At 61.3% G+C, this 15,000-nt stretch carries 12 protein-coding genes; 4 read left to right on the plus strand and 8 right to left on the minus strand.

Annotated features, from left to right (window positions below):
- Window positions 1–6: 6 nt before the first annotated feature.
- From KKY_RS03130 to ilvD, 3 genes are all read right to left on the minus strand, one after another.
- Window positions 7–1,812: an ABC transporter ATP-binding protein gene (locus tag KKY_RS03130; RefSeq protein WP_041529042.1), complete on the minus strand. Its 1,806-nt coding sequence runs from the start codon at window positions 1,810–1,812 to the stop codon at window positions 7–9.
- Between the two features lie 327 nt (window positions 1,813–2,139).
- Complete coding sequence (locus KKY_RS03135) at window positions 2,140–3,102, minus strand: DMT family transporter (protein ID WP_014129843.1); 963 nt, start codon at window positions 3,100–3,102, stop codon at window positions 2,140–2,142.
- A gap of 141 nt (window positions 3,103–3,243) precedes the next feature.
- Complete coding sequence (gene ilvD / locus KKY_RS03140; protein WP_014129844.1) at window positions 3,244–5,088, minus strand: dihydroxy-acid dehydratase; 1,845 nt, start codon at window positions 5,086–5,088, stop codon at window positions 3,244–3,246.
- Between the two features lie 228 nt (window positions 5,089–5,316).
- Between ilvD and KKY_RS03145 the strand changes: the two genes are divergently transcribed.
- Window positions 5,317–6,630, plus strand: a complete 1,314-nt coding sequence (locus KKY_RS03145) for a PQQ-dependent sugar dehydrogenase (protein ID WP_014129846.1) — start codon at window positions 5,317–5,319, stop codon at window positions 6,628–6,630.
- Here KKY_RS03145 and KKY_RS03150 read toward each other — a convergent pair.
- Window positions 6,627–6,992 (minus strand): MmcQ/YjbR family DNA-binding protein, encoded by a 366-nt coding sequence (locus tag KKY_RS03150; RefSeq protein WP_014129847.1) that lies wholly within the window; start codon window positions 6,990–6,992, stop codon window positions 6,627–6,629. The two genes, KKY_RS03145 and KKY_RS03150, sit on opposite strands and share 4 nt — an antisense overlap.
- Window positions 6,993–6,995: 3 nt before the next feature.
- Entirely contained in the window at window positions 6,996–9,899 is a 2,904-nt protein-coding gene (locus tag KKY_RS03155) for an insulinase family protein (RefSeq protein WP_014129848.1), read from the minus strand.
- A gap of 156 nt (window positions 9,900–10,055) precedes the next feature.
- On the opposite strand from KKY_RS03155, the gene KKY_RS03160 reads away from it, so the two are divergent.
- From KKY_RS03160 to KKY_RS03170, 3 genes are all read left to right on the plus strand, one after another.
- Entirely contained in the window at window positions 10,056–10,694 is a 639-nt protein-coding gene (locus KKY_RS03160; protein ID WP_014129849.1) for a type VI secretion system-associated protein TagO, read from the plus strand.
- A gap of 167 nt (window positions 10,695–10,861) precedes the next feature.
- Entirely contained in the window at window positions 10,862–12,757 is a 1,896-nt protein-coding gene (locus tag KKY_RS03165; protein ID WP_202945638.1) for a glucose/sorbosone family PQQ-dependent dehydrogenase, read from the plus strand.
- 121 nt (window positions 12,758–12,878) lie between these two features.
- On the plus strand, window positions 12,879–13,265 hold the full coding sequence (locus tag KKY_RS03170; protein WP_014129851.1) for a VOC family protein: 387 nt from the start codon (window positions 12,879–12,881) through the stop codon (window positions 13,263–13,265).
- Between the two features lie 85 nt (window positions 13,266–13,350).
- Here KKY_RS03170 and KKY_RS03175 read toward each other — a convergent pair whose 3' ends face one another.
- The 3 genes from KKY_RS03175 to KKY_RS03185 are packed head-to-tail and all read right to left on the minus strand — an operon-like array spanning window position 13,351 to window position 14,845.
- The gene (locus KKY_RS03175; RefSeq protein ID WP_014129852.1) at window positions 13,351–13,824 is read right to left on the minus strand and encodes an SRPBCC domain-containing protein; all 474 of its coding nucleotides are present in this window, start codon (window positions 13,822–13,824) and stop codon (window positions 13,351–13,353) included.
- Window positions 13,824–14,162 carry an ArsR/SmtB family transcription factor gene (locus tag KKY_RS03180; RefSeq protein ID WP_014129853.1) on the minus strand — a complete coding sequence of 113 codons (339 nt, stop codon included), beginning with the start codon at window positions 14,160–14,162 and terminating at the stop codon, window positions 13,824–13,826. The genes KKY_RS03175 and KKY_RS03180 overlap by 1 nt, the downstream gene beginning before the upstream one ends.
- A complete protein-coding gene (locus tag KKY_RS03185; protein ID WP_014129854.1) occupies window positions 14,159–14,845 on the minus strand; it encodes a glutathione S-transferase family protein in 687 nt (228 codons plus the stop codon). The genes KKY_RS03180 and KKY_RS03185 overlap by 4 nt, the downstream gene beginning before the upstream one ends.
- Window positions 14,846–15,000: the final 155 nt, after the last annotated feature.

Genomic DNA, 15,000 nt, shown 5'->3' on the forward strand with positions numbered 1-15,000 from the left:
GTGGCTTTACGCCACCAACCCCTTGGTCAATTCCAGCGCCTGTTTTTCGAACAGCCGCCGGTAAATGCCACCCTCGCGGCGGATCAGAGCCAAGTGATCGCCTTCCTCGACGATCCTGCCCTTGTCGAACACGAGAATCCGATCAAGCGCCCGGACGGTCGAAAGCCGGTGTGCGATGACCAGCGTGGTGCGGCCGGTCATCAGGCGCTCGATGGCCTGCTGGATCAGCAATTCGCTCTCGGAATCCAGGCTCGAGGTCGCCTCGTCCAGGATCAGGATCGGGTTGTTGGCCAGAAACGCCCGCGCGATCGCCACGCGCTGGCGTTCCCCGCCCGAAAGCTTGACGCCGCGCTCTCCCACAAGGGTTTCATAGCCCTTGGGCAGGGCGACGATGAAGTCGTGGGCGTTGGCCATCCGGGCAGCTTCGATCACCTCGGCGCGCGTCGCATCGGGCCGCGCATAGGCGATATTGTCGGCCAGGGTCCTGTGAAACAGGATGGGTTCCTGTTGCACGATGGCGATTTGGCCGCGCAGGCTTGCCTGTGTGTGCTCGGCGATATTCTGTCCGTCGATCAGGATCCGGCCGTCATTGATGTCGTAAAGGCGCTGGATCAGCTTGACAAAGGTGGTCTTGCCCGAGCCCGAATGCCCAACGAGACCGATGCGCTCGCCCGGTTCGATCTTGACCGAGAAATCCTTGTAGAGCGGATTGTCGTGCCCGCCATACTGGAAGGTCACCCGATCGAACGCGACCGCGCCCCGGCCAATGCGGATCGGCGTGGCGCCGGCCCTGTCGGCAACGCCGAAAGGCGCGGCATCGAGTTCGACCAGTTCCTCCATCTCGTTGACCGAGCGTTGCAGGTTGCGGAAATGCATGCCGACGTCCTGCAAATAGCCCTGCAGGACGAAAAACGAGGTCAGCACGAACGTGATATCGCCAGCGTTCGCCACGCCTTGCATCCAGAGCACCACGCCGGTGCCCAGGATCGTGGCGCGCAGCACAAGCAGCGCCGTATCCTGCGTCACGCCGTTGAGGTTGTAGCGATTCCAGGTCCGTAGCGTACGCTTTTGCCACTTGGCGACGACGCCGCCCAACCGGCTTTCCTCGCGCGTTTCGGCGCCAAAACCCTTGACCACGGCATTGCAGCCGATGGCGTCCGACAATGCCCCGCCCACCTTGGTGTCCCAGGCATTGGAGAGCGTTGCCGCAGGTGAAACATAGGCCACCGTGATGCCGATGGTTCCGGCGATGAACAGCAGCGATCCAAGCCCGATCACCAGGCCCATGACCGGCCAGAACGAGGCCAGCAATATCGTTGTGCCCACGAGCATGATCGTCGAGGGAAACAGCGCGACAAGCAGCGTGTCGTTGAGCAGGTCGAGCGACCACATGCCGCGCGTGATCTTGCGGACCGTGGAACCGGCAAAGGTATTGGCGTGCCAGTCGGTGGAGAACCGCTGCACGCGGTGGAAGGTCTCGTTGACCACGTCCGCCATCATGAAAAGCGTGAGCCGGATGATGTTGCGGAAGGCGCCGAACCGCAGGACGACCGCAGTCGCGCCGAGGGCAACAAGAATGCCCAGCGCCGAGAACGCGGCCTCCTGTGTGCCTTCATTGCCCACCGAGCCGGAGGCGATGGCCTCGACAAGGCGGCCGGCGAAATAGGGCGTCATCACGTCGGCCAGCGTCGCCAGTGTAATGAAGCCCAAGATTGCGGCGATGCGCCAGGGCTGGCGACGCCAATGTCTGAAAGTGTAGCCGAGAACTGACCGATAGGTCGCTCCGTTGATATCGAGTTTCTTGCGAGTCATGGTCCCGTTACCGGTTGCCGCAAACATGCGGACACGCCGGTCCTATGAACTGGAAATGGTATGGCCGAACGACAGACGGACCTGTGGCCGTGTGGCGGTCGCTTGAAATTTATGGAAGATGCGTGGCGGCCTTTAGAGGCGGCGGACGCGGGGCATGGCCGGCAACCTAACGGTGGCGCTCATAACCCTGGGAGGGTGCGATGATGCTCGTCAATGCAACGCCTCCTTGTTGGTTTGCGCCAAACGAAGCACTTCTTATAAATGCGGAAAAAAGTCTCGCCAAGGGCCTTTGCGTAGAAAAATTTGCTCAGCGGGGCTGGCGGCGAGTCAGGTGCGCTGGTTTTCCATGTCCTGCCTTTCGGCGGCGATATCGGTATCGGCGGTCGTGACGGGACGGACGGCCTCCTTTGCCAATTGGCGCTCGCGCAACCAGATATAGAGCCCGGACCCGATGACGACGGGTCCACCGACAAACAGCCAGACCGTGGGCGGCTGATTGAAGATCAACCAGCTCGAAAGCGTCATCCAGACGATCTGGCTGTATCCGAACGGCGCCAGAACCGATGCCGGAGCGTAGCGATGCGCCACGATCGAAATCTGGTGGCCCGTCATGGCGGCCAATCCAACGCCGAGAAAGATCATCCAGGCAAATGGCCCATCGGGCCATGTCCAATTGGCCAGGGCAAACGGCAACAGGCAGACCGTGCCCACCAGCCCGGCATAGAGTTGCAGGCTGGCGGTTGTTTCGGTTTCCGTCAGCTTGCGTGTCAGGATGAAATAAAGGCCAGCCGACAAGATGCTGCCCAGCGACAGAAAGATCGCCCAATGGAAGCTGGCATCCCAGGGCTGGATAATGATGATGATGCCGATAAAGCCAACGAAAATGGCCACCCACCGGCGCCAGCCGACCTGTTCGCCCAGGAACGGCACCGAGAGCGCCGTGATGAGCAGCGGCATGCCGAACATGATCGAGGAGGTTACCGTCAGCGGCAGATAGAGCAGCGCGAAGAAGTTGAACGCCGTCATGCCCAGAAGGCCGAACCCGCGCAGGATCTGCAGGACGGGCCGCTGGGTCCTGAAGCTGGAGAGCCCAAGGCGCGGCAGCAGCAGTCCGGCCATGAAGGCGAACTGCAGGAAATAGCGTCCGAACGCGACCTGTGTCGGCGGCATGCCAGACAGCGCCATCCATTTGGCGCAGGTGTCGCAGATCGTGAAGAAGATATAGGTGACAAGCGCCAGGCCGATCGCAAACAAGCGGCGGTCCTGGTGCCCGATGGCCGGACTGGACATGAAATTTGCCTGGCGGGAACACTAAGGAAGGGCCGAACCTAGCCCAATTGCTCAGCTATGCAAGCCTCCCTTTGAAATTGGGCGCGCCGCATGCTGACGCATTCGAAATGAAAATGCCGGCTTTGCGGGCCGGCACTTCCCTTATTCCGACAGGATGCGGACGGCGCCAAGATCCGCACTCGATGCAAAGGCGGCATAGGCCTTGAGCGCGGTGGTCACCTTGCGCTTGCGCGGGGCGACGGGCTTCCAGCCCTCGGCACCTTTGGCGTCCATCGCCGCCCGGCGGCGCTGCAACTCGTCGTCGGAGACCGCTAGATTGATGGTGCGGTTGGGGATGTCGATTTCGATCCGGTCGCCCGCTTCGACCAGCCCGATTGCGCCGCCCTGGGCTGCCTCGGGGGAGACATGCCCGATGGAAAGCCCCGATGTGCCGCCGGAAAACCGGCCATCGGTGAGCAGCGCGCAAGCCTTTCCCAGCCCCTTGGACTTGAGATAGCTGGTCGGGTAGAGCATTTCCTGCATGCCGGGGCCGCCCTTGGGACCTTCATAGCGGATGACGACCACGTCGCCTTCCTTGACCTTGCCGGTCAGAATGCCCGAAACCGCATCGTCCTGGCTTTCATAGACAACGGCCGTTCCGGTGAATTTGAGGATGGAATCGTCCACCCCGGCCGTTTTAACCACGCAGCCATTGAGCGCGATATTGCCCTTGAGCACCGCCAGCCCGCCATCCTTGGAAAAGGCATGCTCGGTGGAGCGAATGACGCCGTCCTTGCGGTCGAGATCGAGTTCGGCCCAACGGTTTTCAGTGGAGAACGCCTGCGTCGTGCGCACGCCGCCAGGCGCAGCCATGAAGAACTGACGCACGCTTTCCGAATTGGTGCGCGAAATGTCCCAGCGATCGAGCGCATCGCCCAGCGTCGCACTGTGAACCGTCGGCAGTTCGCGATGCAGCAGATTGGCGCGATCGAGCTGGCCCAGAATGCTCATGATGCCGCCGGCGCGATGGACGTCTTCCATGTGTACGTCCTGCTTGGCGGGAGCCACCTTGCACAGGACCGGCACCTTGCGCGACAGCGCGTCGATGTCATCCATGGTGAAATCCACCCCGCCTTCATAGGCGGCGGCCAGGATGTGCAGCACCGTGTTGGTCGAACCGCCCATGGCGATATCGAGCGCCATGGCGTTCTGGAAGGCCTTTTTGGTGACGATGGAACGCGGCAGAACGCTTTCGTCGTCCTGTTCGTAATAGCGGCGGGCGAGGTCGACGATCAGATGTCCCGCTTCCAGGAACAGCCGCTTGCGATCGGCGTGGGTCGCCAGCGTCGAGCCATTGCCCGGCAGCGACAAGCCCAATGCCTCGGTGAGGCAGTTCATGGAATTGGCGGTGAACATGCCCGAGCACGACCCGCAGGTCGGGCAGGCGGCTTCCTCGATGGCGGCCACTTCCTCGTCGGTGTAGCTGTCATCGGCAGCAACGACCATGGCGTCGACCAGATCGAGCGCCTGCAATTTGTCGCGATGGACGACCTTGCCCGCTTCCATGGGACCACCCGAAACGAAGACGACCGGAATATTGAGCCGCATCGCCGCGTTCAGCATGCCGGGGGTGATCTTGTCGCAATTGGAAATGCAGACCATGGCGTCGGCGCAGTGGGCGTTGACCATGTATTCGACGCTGTCGGCAATCACTTCGCGGCTGGGCAGGGAATAGAGCATTCCGTCATGGCCCATGGCGATGCCGTCATCGACAGCGATCGTATTGAATTCCTTGGCGACACCGCCGGCGCGCTCGATTTCGCGTGCCACCATCTGCCCGAGGTCTTTGAGGTGCACATGGCCCGGCACGAACTGGGTGAAGGAATTGACGACGGCGATGATCGGCTTGCCGAAATCGCCATCCTTCATGCCGGTGGCGCGCCAAAGGCCGCGGGCACCGGCCATGTTGCGGCCATGGGTGGTTGTACGGGAGCGATATGCGGGCATGAGGTCACCTGCGAAAAAGAAAAATTGTCGGCTCTTGGCCGAGTCCGGTTAGTGTCTCCTCGGGCACCACCGGAACCATTCCCTATCTCTAACGCCGCTGGCCCCGAGTGTAAAGATAAACCGTACCGTAACGTACGGTACGGCAAAAAGTTGCAAAGCTCGGTTGCCCGCGGGGGTCGGATCGCGCAATACATCGCCTTTTGGAAGTTTCGCCCCGGGGAGGGCCTTATGTCGGTCTGGACAATCTTGCTGGTGATCGCGGTTCTGGCGGTCGTAATCATCGGCGGCGGATATGTGTGGTGGAACACACGGGTCAAAACGCATACGCCGCAATTCGGCACAAAACCTGCAATTCCCTCGCCAAAGCCGCAAGGCGCGGTTCCCATGCTCAAGATGCCGACAGCGCGCGGTTGGCGCGGCGGCGCCAGGCCACGGACGGCGCCCGGGCTCAAGGTCGGCGTGTTCGCCGAGAAGCTCAAGCATCCCCGTTGGACCTATGTGCTGCCCAACGGAGACGTGCTGGTCGCCGAATCTGCAACCATCCCCCGCAAGGTTTCCGGGTTTATGGATTATGCCATGAACCGGACGATGAAGCGGGCCGGGGCGACCTATCCCAACGCCAACCGGATCACGCTGCTGCGCGACGCGGATGGTGATGGGGTCCCTGAAATCCGCGAAGTGTTTCTCAAGGACCAGCACCAGCCCTTCGGCATGGCGCTGATCGGTTCGACATTTTATGTCGGCAACTCCAACAGTGTCGTGGCATTCCCCTATGAGGAGGGCCAGACTTCGATTGCGGCCCAGGGCAAGACGATCTTCACGATGAAGGATGGTGGCCATTGGACCCGCAATCTTATTCCAAGCGCCGATGGCACAAAGCTCTATGTCGCCATCGGGTCGCTTTCCAATATTGCCGAGGAAGGCTTTGAGACCGAGGAAGGCCGTGCCTGCATCGTCGAAATCGATCTGACGACCGGCCAGCACCGCGAATTTGCCGGGGGCTTGCGCAATCCGGTCGGCATGGCCTGGGAGCCGACGGGCGGGGATCTCTGGACCGTCGTCAACGAGCGCGATGGGCTGGGGGACGAAACGCCGCCAGACTATCTGACCTCGGTCAAGGATGGCGGGTTCTATGGCTGGCCCTATTCCTATTGGGGCGACACTGTCGACGACCGCGTGCAGCCGCAGCGAACCGATCTGGTCGCCAGGGCGACGGCGCCCGACTATGCGCTGGGTGGACACACGGCCTCGCTGGGCCTGTGCTGGCTGCCGGGCGGCACGCTGCCGGGCCTTCCGGAGGGCATGGTGATCGGCCAGCACGGCTCGTGGAACCGCTCGAAGCTCTCAGGCTACAAGGTCATTCTGGTGCCGTTCGCGGGCGGGAAACCTTCGGGTGAACCCATCGAAATCCTTGGCGGGTTTCTCTCGGAAGACGAGAAGTTTTCCAATGGCCGCCCGGTCGGCGTCACCGTGGCCAAGGACGGTGCCCTGCTGGTTGCCGACGATGTCGGCCACATCGTCTGGCGGGTGACCGCTGCCTAGATGATAATGCCGAGTTCCTGACGCGCCTTGCGCGTCAGGCCCGCTGCCACGAGTTCGTAGGAGCGCTTCACATAGGCTTCGAGTTCGGGGGGCGATAGCGGCGCTCGCTCGGCGACGGAAACCCATTTGCGCTTGGCGAAATAGGGCGCCTGGCCGACGCCGTCGAGGCTGGTCAGAAGCTCAAAGCTTTCTTCGCTGCACTTGAAGGTCAGGGCCGCACCCTCCTCGTTCGCACTGAGCAGGACGAACACCTTGCCCCCGACCTTGGCGACGTGGGAGTCCCACTGATCGACCAGTGAGGTTCCCGCCAGCGTGGCGATGAAACGATCAAAGCTTTTCGCCTCGAAAATGCCCGTCGCCACGGTTCACAGCACCTTGGAAACGTTGAGGAATCCGTTTCGTTCGCGGTTGGCAGCCGTGATGGATTTATCCGAGCCCATGGCGACGATGTGCCCGTTCCGGGCGACGTCATCGAGTAGGTCTGCCGCCTTGGCAAAATCGGCTTGTGAGGTGGACAAAACCTGCTCGCGGCGCTTTTGCCGATACTCCTCGGTGACGCCCGTAAGGGTCCTGACCAGAGCCGTATAGCCTTTGGCGTCGGGGAGGAGATACGGGTCGAGATCGCCAATGGTGCCGATGATGGAGCGGGCAATGTCGGACTGGGAAACGCCCTTGCGCAGGAAGGCCGGGGCCGCGTCGTACACGTCGAGTGTGGCGACCAGATTGGGATCGCGATACGAACCGAAGGCATAGGTGTCGGCCAGCGGATTGAAGCTGGCAAAACCGCCATAGGCCCCACCTTCCACGCGAACCTTGTCCCACAGATAGGTGGTGCCGAGATATTTGGTGACCACCGACAGCGCGCCGGAGGGCTCGTGGCCGAGCGCCTTGAGGTTGACCCCCTTGGCAACGTAATTGACCTGGGCCGGGATGGTCAGCCCTTCATTGGCCGGATGGGGCAGGGGCGACCAGTCGGTCCGGACGAAATCGTGACGCGGGAGGCGGCCGATGAAGCTCTTGAGTTCATCGGCAAAGCCGGGCCACGCCGCCCCGTCGGTTGTGACATTGGCGATGGCCGCATTGGCGTTGATGAGGTGGCTGCGAATATCTTCGAGCGCCGACTGCACCGAAGCCCAGTCGTTCTCGATCTTTTGCGCCAGCTCGCGCAGGAACAGCAATTGGGTGATGCCGCCGGTCTGCTCGGACAGCCAGTCCGCTTCGTGGAGTGAAGCGCGCAGGCGGGTGAAGACATATTGATGGCCCGAGGGCACCAGCGAAGCCTCGGTCCGCGCCTTGTCCTCGGCGACGATCTGGCGAATGCGGTCGCGATTGTCGAGCCGGGCGTCGGTCAGGATATCGTGAACGATATCAAGCATTTCGCCCGTCTTGTCCGTCGTCGCCTTGGCGCGGACGAGCAAAAATGCGGCGGCTTCCTCGCTGTCGAGGATGGGAGAATTGAGCCGGGAAATCCCGATGCCGCCGGTCGAGCGGCCGATGCGCTGGGTGAGCGCGACGAAATCGGCCTTCGAGGTTCCGGTCTGCTTGAGCGCACGGGAGAACAGGGGAAGATAGGGTAGGAGGTCGCGCGGTAACGTCTTGAGATCAAAGCCCAAATCGAGATAGACGATGCCATTGGTGGGAAGGTCGTGAACCAGTGTGCGCACGCCTTCGACCGCGACTTCCTCGGTGGGAATGCTCACGCCTTCGCGCGGCAGGTCGGCCACCGTCAGCGTCGGGATTTTCGCCAGATCCTCGGGCTTGTCGGCGGCGTTCTGGAGGGCCTTGAGCTTTTTGGTCGTCTCGATGGCGGCGGCGATATCGGCGTCGCTCATCGCGGCGCGTGCAGCGTCAAGCCGGGCCCGCTCGGCGGGCGCCTCGCGCTCGGCCTGTTCCGGATCGGGACGCAGGACCAGCGTGGTGCGGTGGGTGTTGTCGAGAAGGTTGGTGCGGATGAGCCCTTCGATGATTTTTTCGCCCGAGGCGATGCGGGCCTTAAGGCTCGCCAAGGCCGTCTCGAACCGCAGTCCGTCAAGGGGATCGCGGCCATAGAGCCAATTGTTCAGCGCGCCGAAAAAGTAAGCGATTCCGCGAGGATAGCCGCCGGTGTTCTGTTCGCGGAGTTCAAATTCGAGCGAGTTGAGCGTGGCTTCGATCGTCGCATCGTCGATCCCGTTTTCGGCGAGATGGGCGAGGGTATTGAGGATCAGGGTTTCGATCCTGTCCGCATCGTCGGCATCGGCGCCGCGCAGGCCGAAATTGAGGACCGGCTGGGAAAGTTCGATGGCCGAGGAAATGATCGCTTCGCCCAGCCCGGATTCGATCAGCGCCTTGTGGAGCGGCGCTGCGGAATTGCCGACCAGCGCGCGGCGCATCACGGTGCGGGCGAGCTGTTCCTCGATGTCTCCGGTCGGCTCGACCATCCAGTTGACGGTAACGAAGGACGAGCGTTTGTTGGCATCGTCGGCCGGATAGGTCTTTTCGACCCGACGCGGCGCCTCGAAGCGCTCCTGCAGGCTATGTGCTTGTGCTTTCTCGCCTTTTTCAAAACGCGAAAGCACGGCATCGAGCATTTCGAGCCGCTTTTCGGGGTCGTCGTCGCCGTAGAAAATGATCTGGGCGTTTGAGGGGTGATAGTAGCGTTTGTGAAAATCCCTGAACTGTTCATATGTGAGATCGGGCATGACCCGCGGATCGCCGCCACTATAGTTCGAATAGAGGGCATCGGGGAAAAGTGATTGCAGGGCGTAGGCGTAATTGACCTGGTCGGGCGAGGAGAACCCGCCCTTCATTTCGTTGAACACAACACCCTTGAAGATCATCGGATCGTCGGGGTTCTCGACCTCGTAATGCCACCCTTCCTGCTGGAATGTCTCGCGGGTGAGGAGTGGGAAAAACACAGCGTCCATATAGACTTGGGTGAGGTTGTAGAAGTCCGCGAGATTCTGGCTGGCCACCGGATAGACGGTCTTGTCGGGGAACGTCATGGCGTTGAGGAAGGTGTGGAGCGAGCCCTTGAGCATTTCCACGAACGGCTTTTTGACCGGGAATTTTTCCGAGCCGCAAAGGACGGAATGTTCCAGGATGTGGGGCAGACCGGTCGAATCCTCGGGCGGGGTGGCAAAGGAGATGCCGAACACCTTGTTTTCGTCGTCATTGATGAGCGAAAGCACTTCCGCGCCGGTCTTGTTGTGCCGGTAGTGGCGTGCCAAGGCGTTGACCTCGCTGATCTTTTCCTCGGCGATCAACTCAAAGGCGGGATGGTGCGGCATGAAGGGCTCCTCTTGGGCGGGACGTGTGCGCCAATGTAGGAGCGGGCAGGGCCGCTGCCAACCTCCTCCAAACAATGTCGTGAAAATGTATGGACTTGAGCGTTCGGTGCCACCACATTGCCAAACAATGAGAAAATATCGCGGGAGACAGGGCGGATGATACGATTTGGGTTGGCCGCGATAGTGGCGGCGACCGGTCTGTTGGTCGCGCCCATGCCGGCACTGGCCCAGACAGCACCCGAACGCTGCGCCGCAATCGGTCCCGCGAGCGAGCGCCTGGCATGCTATGATTCGATCTTCCGCTCGGACCAGTTCACTGGCGATGACGGTGAGGCCGCCGGCGACCAGGGGCTGTGGACGAGCGGCATCGAGGTCTCCCAGATCGAGGGGACCGAAGTCCCCTTCGCCACGCTCGAATCCGAACAGTTGATCCCGGCCCTGGCCGGCGGACGGGCCCCCGCCCGGTTAACGATCCTGTGCACGGACGGCCAGACCACGCTCCAGTTCGGCTTTGCCGGCTCGGCGATGGGCACCCCGACCTCCAACAGCGCCGCCATCACCCTGCAGTACGATCGCCAGCCGCCCCGCACCCAATCGGTCGCGCTGTCTCCCGACAGGCTCGCCATCGGGTTTTTCGAGACCGCACAGGCGCGGGCGGTGATCGATCAGTTGCGCCAGACCCAGCGGCTTTTCGTGCGCGCCACGCCGCAATCCCAGCGCTCGGTGACCGTCAGTTTCCAGCTTCAGGGAATCGAGGCGGCGCTGCAGCCCGTGCGCGAAGCGTGCGGCTGGTAGCCAGAGCGCGGCCCGGCTGCATCCGGCCCGTCACATTTGTTTGATAGAACTAAAGTCTGATTGTTGTGGAACGCGTGGGCCGCATGTGCGTTTCCTGCGCGGGCAGCCGCACTGTTTCGCGGCCGCATCCTCACAGACTATTTTCAAAAATTTACAGGAGATTGCTCATGGCTACGCGACAAACGGGACGCGAAGGCAGAGCGCCTATTGCGAAAGTGCTAATGGGAGGCGCTGTCGCCGCCGCCCTTATGCTTTCCACCAGCATGGTTGCTGCCCAGGTGACGCCGGTCGAAATCGAAAGCGGCGACAATTCATTGTTTTCATCGCGCGTTTTGACCACCGGACTGTCCAATCCCTGGGCGATGCGCTGGGGCCCCGACGACATGATCTGGCTGACCGAGCGCACCAGCGGCGAAGTGACCCGGGTTGATCCGACCACTGGCGCCCAGCAGCTCCTCCTCACCCTCGAGGACGTCTATACCGGCCCCCAGCATGAGGGCCTGCTTGGCATGGCCCTGCACCCCGAACTGCTCGAAGGCACGGGCAATGACTACGTTTATATCGGCTATACGATAAACAACGGCACCGCCGAAGAGCCCGACCCATCGGCCCAGATCGTGCGCTACACATATGACGAAAGCCTCCAGCAGCTCGTCGAGCCGACCATCCTGATCGAGGGCATGCCGGCCTGGAACGACCACAATGCCGGACGCGTGGTGTTCGGGCCCGACGACAAGCTCTATTATTCGATCGGCGAACAGGGCCACAATTTCGGACGCAACCTGCGCCTGCCCAATCTGGCCCAGGCCCTGCCGACCCAGGATGAGGTCGACAGCGCCGATTGGCACACCTATTCGGGCAAGATCCTGCGGCTCAACCTCGACGGCTCGATTCCAGAGGACAATCCCGAAATCGACGGCGTCAGAAGCCACATCCTGAGCTATGGGCACCGCAATCCCCAGGGCATCGACTTCGGTCCCGACGGCACGCTCTATGAAACCGAGCACGGTCCGGCCAGCGGCGACGAATTGAACATCATCGAACCCGGCGGAAATTACGGCTGGCCCAATGTATCGGGTTATATCGACGATCAGGCCTATACCTATATCAACTGGAGCGAAGCCCCCGAGGACGTCGACCAGAACACCGACCCGCTGCCCGAGAGCGTGCCGCAATTCGAGGAAAGCGAGTTCGAAGGCGACATGATCGATCCGCTGGCGGCCTATTGGGTCGTCGAGGACGACTATCCGATCGGGGAAATCTGCGGATATATCTGCGATCCCACCATCGCACCGTCCTCGGTGCATTATTATGACGCGGGCGAAGACGGCATCACCGAATGGGACAATTCGCTGCTGATCCCGACCCTCAAGCACGGCACGCTCTATGTGCAGGCGTTGAGCGAAGATGGAACCGAGGCGGATGGCCTGCCGACAGCCTGGCTTTCGACCCAGAACCGCTATCGCGACGTCATCGTTTCGCCCGACGGCAGGACGGTGTTCATCGCAACCGACGCGTTCGGTTCGGCCGCCCAGAAGTTCGGTGAAGGGCTCAACACCTCGGTGTTGCACAACCCCGGCTCGATCCTGATGTTCACCTATGGTGAAGAGGGGGGCGGCCTGGGCGGCGTTGTCGAAGGCAACGACTTCAACGCGAGCCCGCAGGCTGAAGCGGGTCCGGCCGAGTTCGAGGATCCCAACACGGGAAATGAACCTGCGCCGGCCGAGGATGATTCGGTCGACGAAGCGGCTGCCACTGGCATCACCAGCGAGTCCGACGTTGCCGAAGTCGCCGCCCTGGGCGCTCCCAAATTTGCCGCCACCTGCGCCAGTTGCCACGGCGCCGGCGGCCAGGGTGGGGCAGGCGCGGTGCTTGCCGGCAATGGCGAACTGGCCGATGCCGGTTTCGTTGCCGAAACGCTGATCCACGGGTTCGGCTACATGCCTGCCTTCGGCAACCAGCTCAGCGATGAGGATATCGCCCAGATCGGCACCTACATCCGCAATTCGTGGGGCAATGATTTCGGTATCCTGACGACCGAAGAGGTCGAAGCGGCCCGCTGAGGCGGAACGCTTTTGAACCTGAGTTCTGAAAGGCGGGAGCGATCCCGCCTTTTTTTATGGTCCGTGTCGGAACGGTCCTGCACCCTGCGTCCTTGAAGGGTAATCACAGAGGAGAACCATCATGGCCCAGTTGAAAGACAAGGTTTCGTCGGCCATCGTCGCGGTCAGCGACATCGAACGGGCGCGCACATTCTACAGCGAAACACTCGGCCTCGACCTCGAGGAGGACGGAATGGGCGGCGTTCTGGTTTACAGGACCGGCAGCACCCACCTGCTCGTCTATCCTTCGGACTTTGCCGGTACCAATAAGGCCAACGCGGTGGTGTTCGATTGCGGCGGCGATATCGAGGCAATTGTCTCCGACCTGCGCACCAAGGGTGTCAGCTTCGAGCACTATCCCGATATGGAAGGCGTCGATTTCAAGGACGGCATCCACAGCGCGGGCGGGTTCAAGATGGTCTGGTTCAAGGACCCCGACGGGAACATTTTGCATCTCAACAGCGCTTGAGGAAGGCGGGAGAGGGCGGGACGGCTGGTTTTGGCGAAATTGCGGTCGTTCAAACCACGGCGAGGTGTTCCCAAAGCTGACGACGCTACAGTGGGGCGCCGTCCAGCATATCCACCATAATGTCCCGCAATCGTGAGAAACCGATCCCTGTACCGCTCTCGCGCATGTCGCCATCGGCAGAATTGGCAAAGACAGCCTGTTCCGTGAATGTCATGATGGTGTTGCCATCCCGACCCGCGAACTCAACCGTAACGAGCGAGGACGAAATTGGGACGTCATTGCTTCGCATCGTGTAAGCATAAACAATACGCTGACGCGGATGGACCTCCAGAAAATGCGCCAACATGGTCTGCTTGGTGCCATCAGGCATGCGCCAGATCATGCTCTCATGCCCGTCAGTCCGGAAGTCGAAACGATCCTCGATCACCTGCCAATCAGGATGGCAGGCGTTCCAGCGGCGCTTGAGCTCGTGTTCCGACCAGAAGCGGAAGGCATGCGCAGGACTGCCGGGCAATTCCCGCTCAATAACAAATGACCTGTGGTCGACGGTCACACCCATCAGTGATCCTTCTTCTCTGGAATCTCCGCCATCAGGTCAGCCAGGCGGTCAAAAGCTGCGTTCATTTCTCGCTGCCGATGATCGACCCAGGCCGCCAAGGTGACAAAGGCATCTTTCCGCATCTGAAAGGTCCTGGTCCGACCCGTTTTCTCGCTGACGACAATGCCGCCGTCTTCCAGCACCTTGAGGTGCTTGAGCACTGCTGGCAACTGCACAGCCGCAGGTGCGGCGAGTTCAGTCACCGTTGCCGGACCCTTGCAGAGGCGTTCGACAAAGCCGCGCCGGTAAGGGTCGGCCATTACCTCGAACAGGCGGTCCAGATCGTCCTGCCCAGTCATGCCATCGGCTCCAGGAAACGCGCCGGCATGGCCTCCCGATAGGGGAAGAACTTAAAATACGGCTGCGCTTCGGAAAGCACACGCCGCACGGAAGGTCGCGCCAGCAGGCGTTCGAGATAGTCGCGCAGCATCGGGCGATCATCGCCGATGGGATGCACAGTCGTGGCGAAGAACAGGGCCGGCAGCGCGGAACAATCGGCCATGGTAAAGGTGTCGCCGGTGATCCACAGCCCGTTGTAGAGCTGTCCTTCGATCATCCCATAGGCAGTGTCCAGCGTGGCCCGCGCCTCCGCCACGCCAAAAGGATCTGTGGCCCCCTCTGACCGCAGACGATCCCCAACGATCTTCTGCATGGGAACGCTGACATAGAGGTCAAAGAAGCGGTCCCAAAGCCGTACGTCGAGCTGAAGGCCAGCATCGTCAGGGATCAACAGCACCGGGCCGGGATAATGCCGCTGCAGATATTCGATCATGATGCTGGTTTCTGCCACCACCCGGTTGCCCACGCTGTCATGCAGGACAGGGATCTTGCCGACGGGCCAGCGCTCGATATGCGCTGCCGCAGAACCTGGATTTGAGAAATCAACGATGCTGGCCTCGAACGCAATATCATTCTCATAAAGTGCGATGAGCACCTTGTGACAAAAGGAGGCAAGTGGGTGGAGGTACAGGGTCAGGCTCATGACATATCCATAAGTTTCCTTGAAGGGAAACTATTATCTGGTCGTGAGCGCTTTGGCAAGAAACTTTCCAACAACGGAAACTGAATTTCGGGTTGTCAGACGATGGCGGCAATGAACGACGGCAATCCAAAAGCCGCCCGACAGCAATCCACCCC

Source organism: Pelagibacterium halotolerans B2, from assembly GCF_000230555.1.
Taxonomy (GTDB): Bacteria; Pseudomonadota; Alphaproteobacteria; order Rhizobiales; family Devosiaceae; genus Pelagibacterium; species Pelagibacterium halotolerans.

Coding starts and splice junctions, on each gene's coding strand:
- KKY_RS03130 (WP_041529042.1), bottom strand. CDS start 1,812: ATGACTCGCAAGAAACTCGATATCAACGGAGCGACCTATCGGTCAGTT.
- KKY_RS03135 (WP_014129843.1), bottom strand. CDS start 3,102: ATGTCCAGTCCGGCCATCGGGCACCAGGACCGCCGCTTGTTTGCGATC.
- ilvD (WP_014129844.1), bottom strand. CDS start 5,088: ATGCCCGCATATCGCTCCCGTACAACCACCCATGGCCGCAACATGGCC.
- KKY_RS03145 (WP_014129846.1), top strand. CDS start 5,317: ATGTCGGTCTGGACAATCTTGCTGGTGATCGCGGTTCTGGCGGTCGTA.
- KKY_RS03155 (WP_014129848.1), bottom strand. CDS start 9,899: ATGCCGCACCATCCCGCCTTTGAGTTGATCGCCGAGGAAAAGATCAGC.
- KKY_RS03160 (WP_014129849.1), top strand. CDS start 10,056: ATGATACGATTTGGGTTGGCCGCGATAGTGGCGGCGACCGGTCTGTTG.
- KKY_RS03165 (WP_202945638.1), top strand. CDS start 10,862: ATGGCTACGCGACAAACGGGACGCGAAGGCAGAGCGCCTATTGCGAAA.
- KKY_RS03170 (WP_014129851.1), top strand. CDS start 12,879: ATGGCCCAGTTGAAAGACAAGGTTTCGTCGGCCATCGTCGCGGTCAGC.
- KKY_RS03175 (WP_014129852.1), bottom strand. CDS start 13,824: ATGGGTGTGACCGTCGACCACAGGTCATTTGTTATTGAGCGGGAATTG.
- KKY_RS03180 (WP_014129853.1), bottom strand. CDS start 14,162: ATGACTGGGCAGGACGATCTGGACCGCCTGTTCGAGGTAATGGCCGAC.
- KKY_RS03185 (WP_014129854.1), bottom strand. CDS start 14,845: ATGAGCCTGACCCTGTACCTCCACCCACTTGCCTCCTTTTGTCACAAG.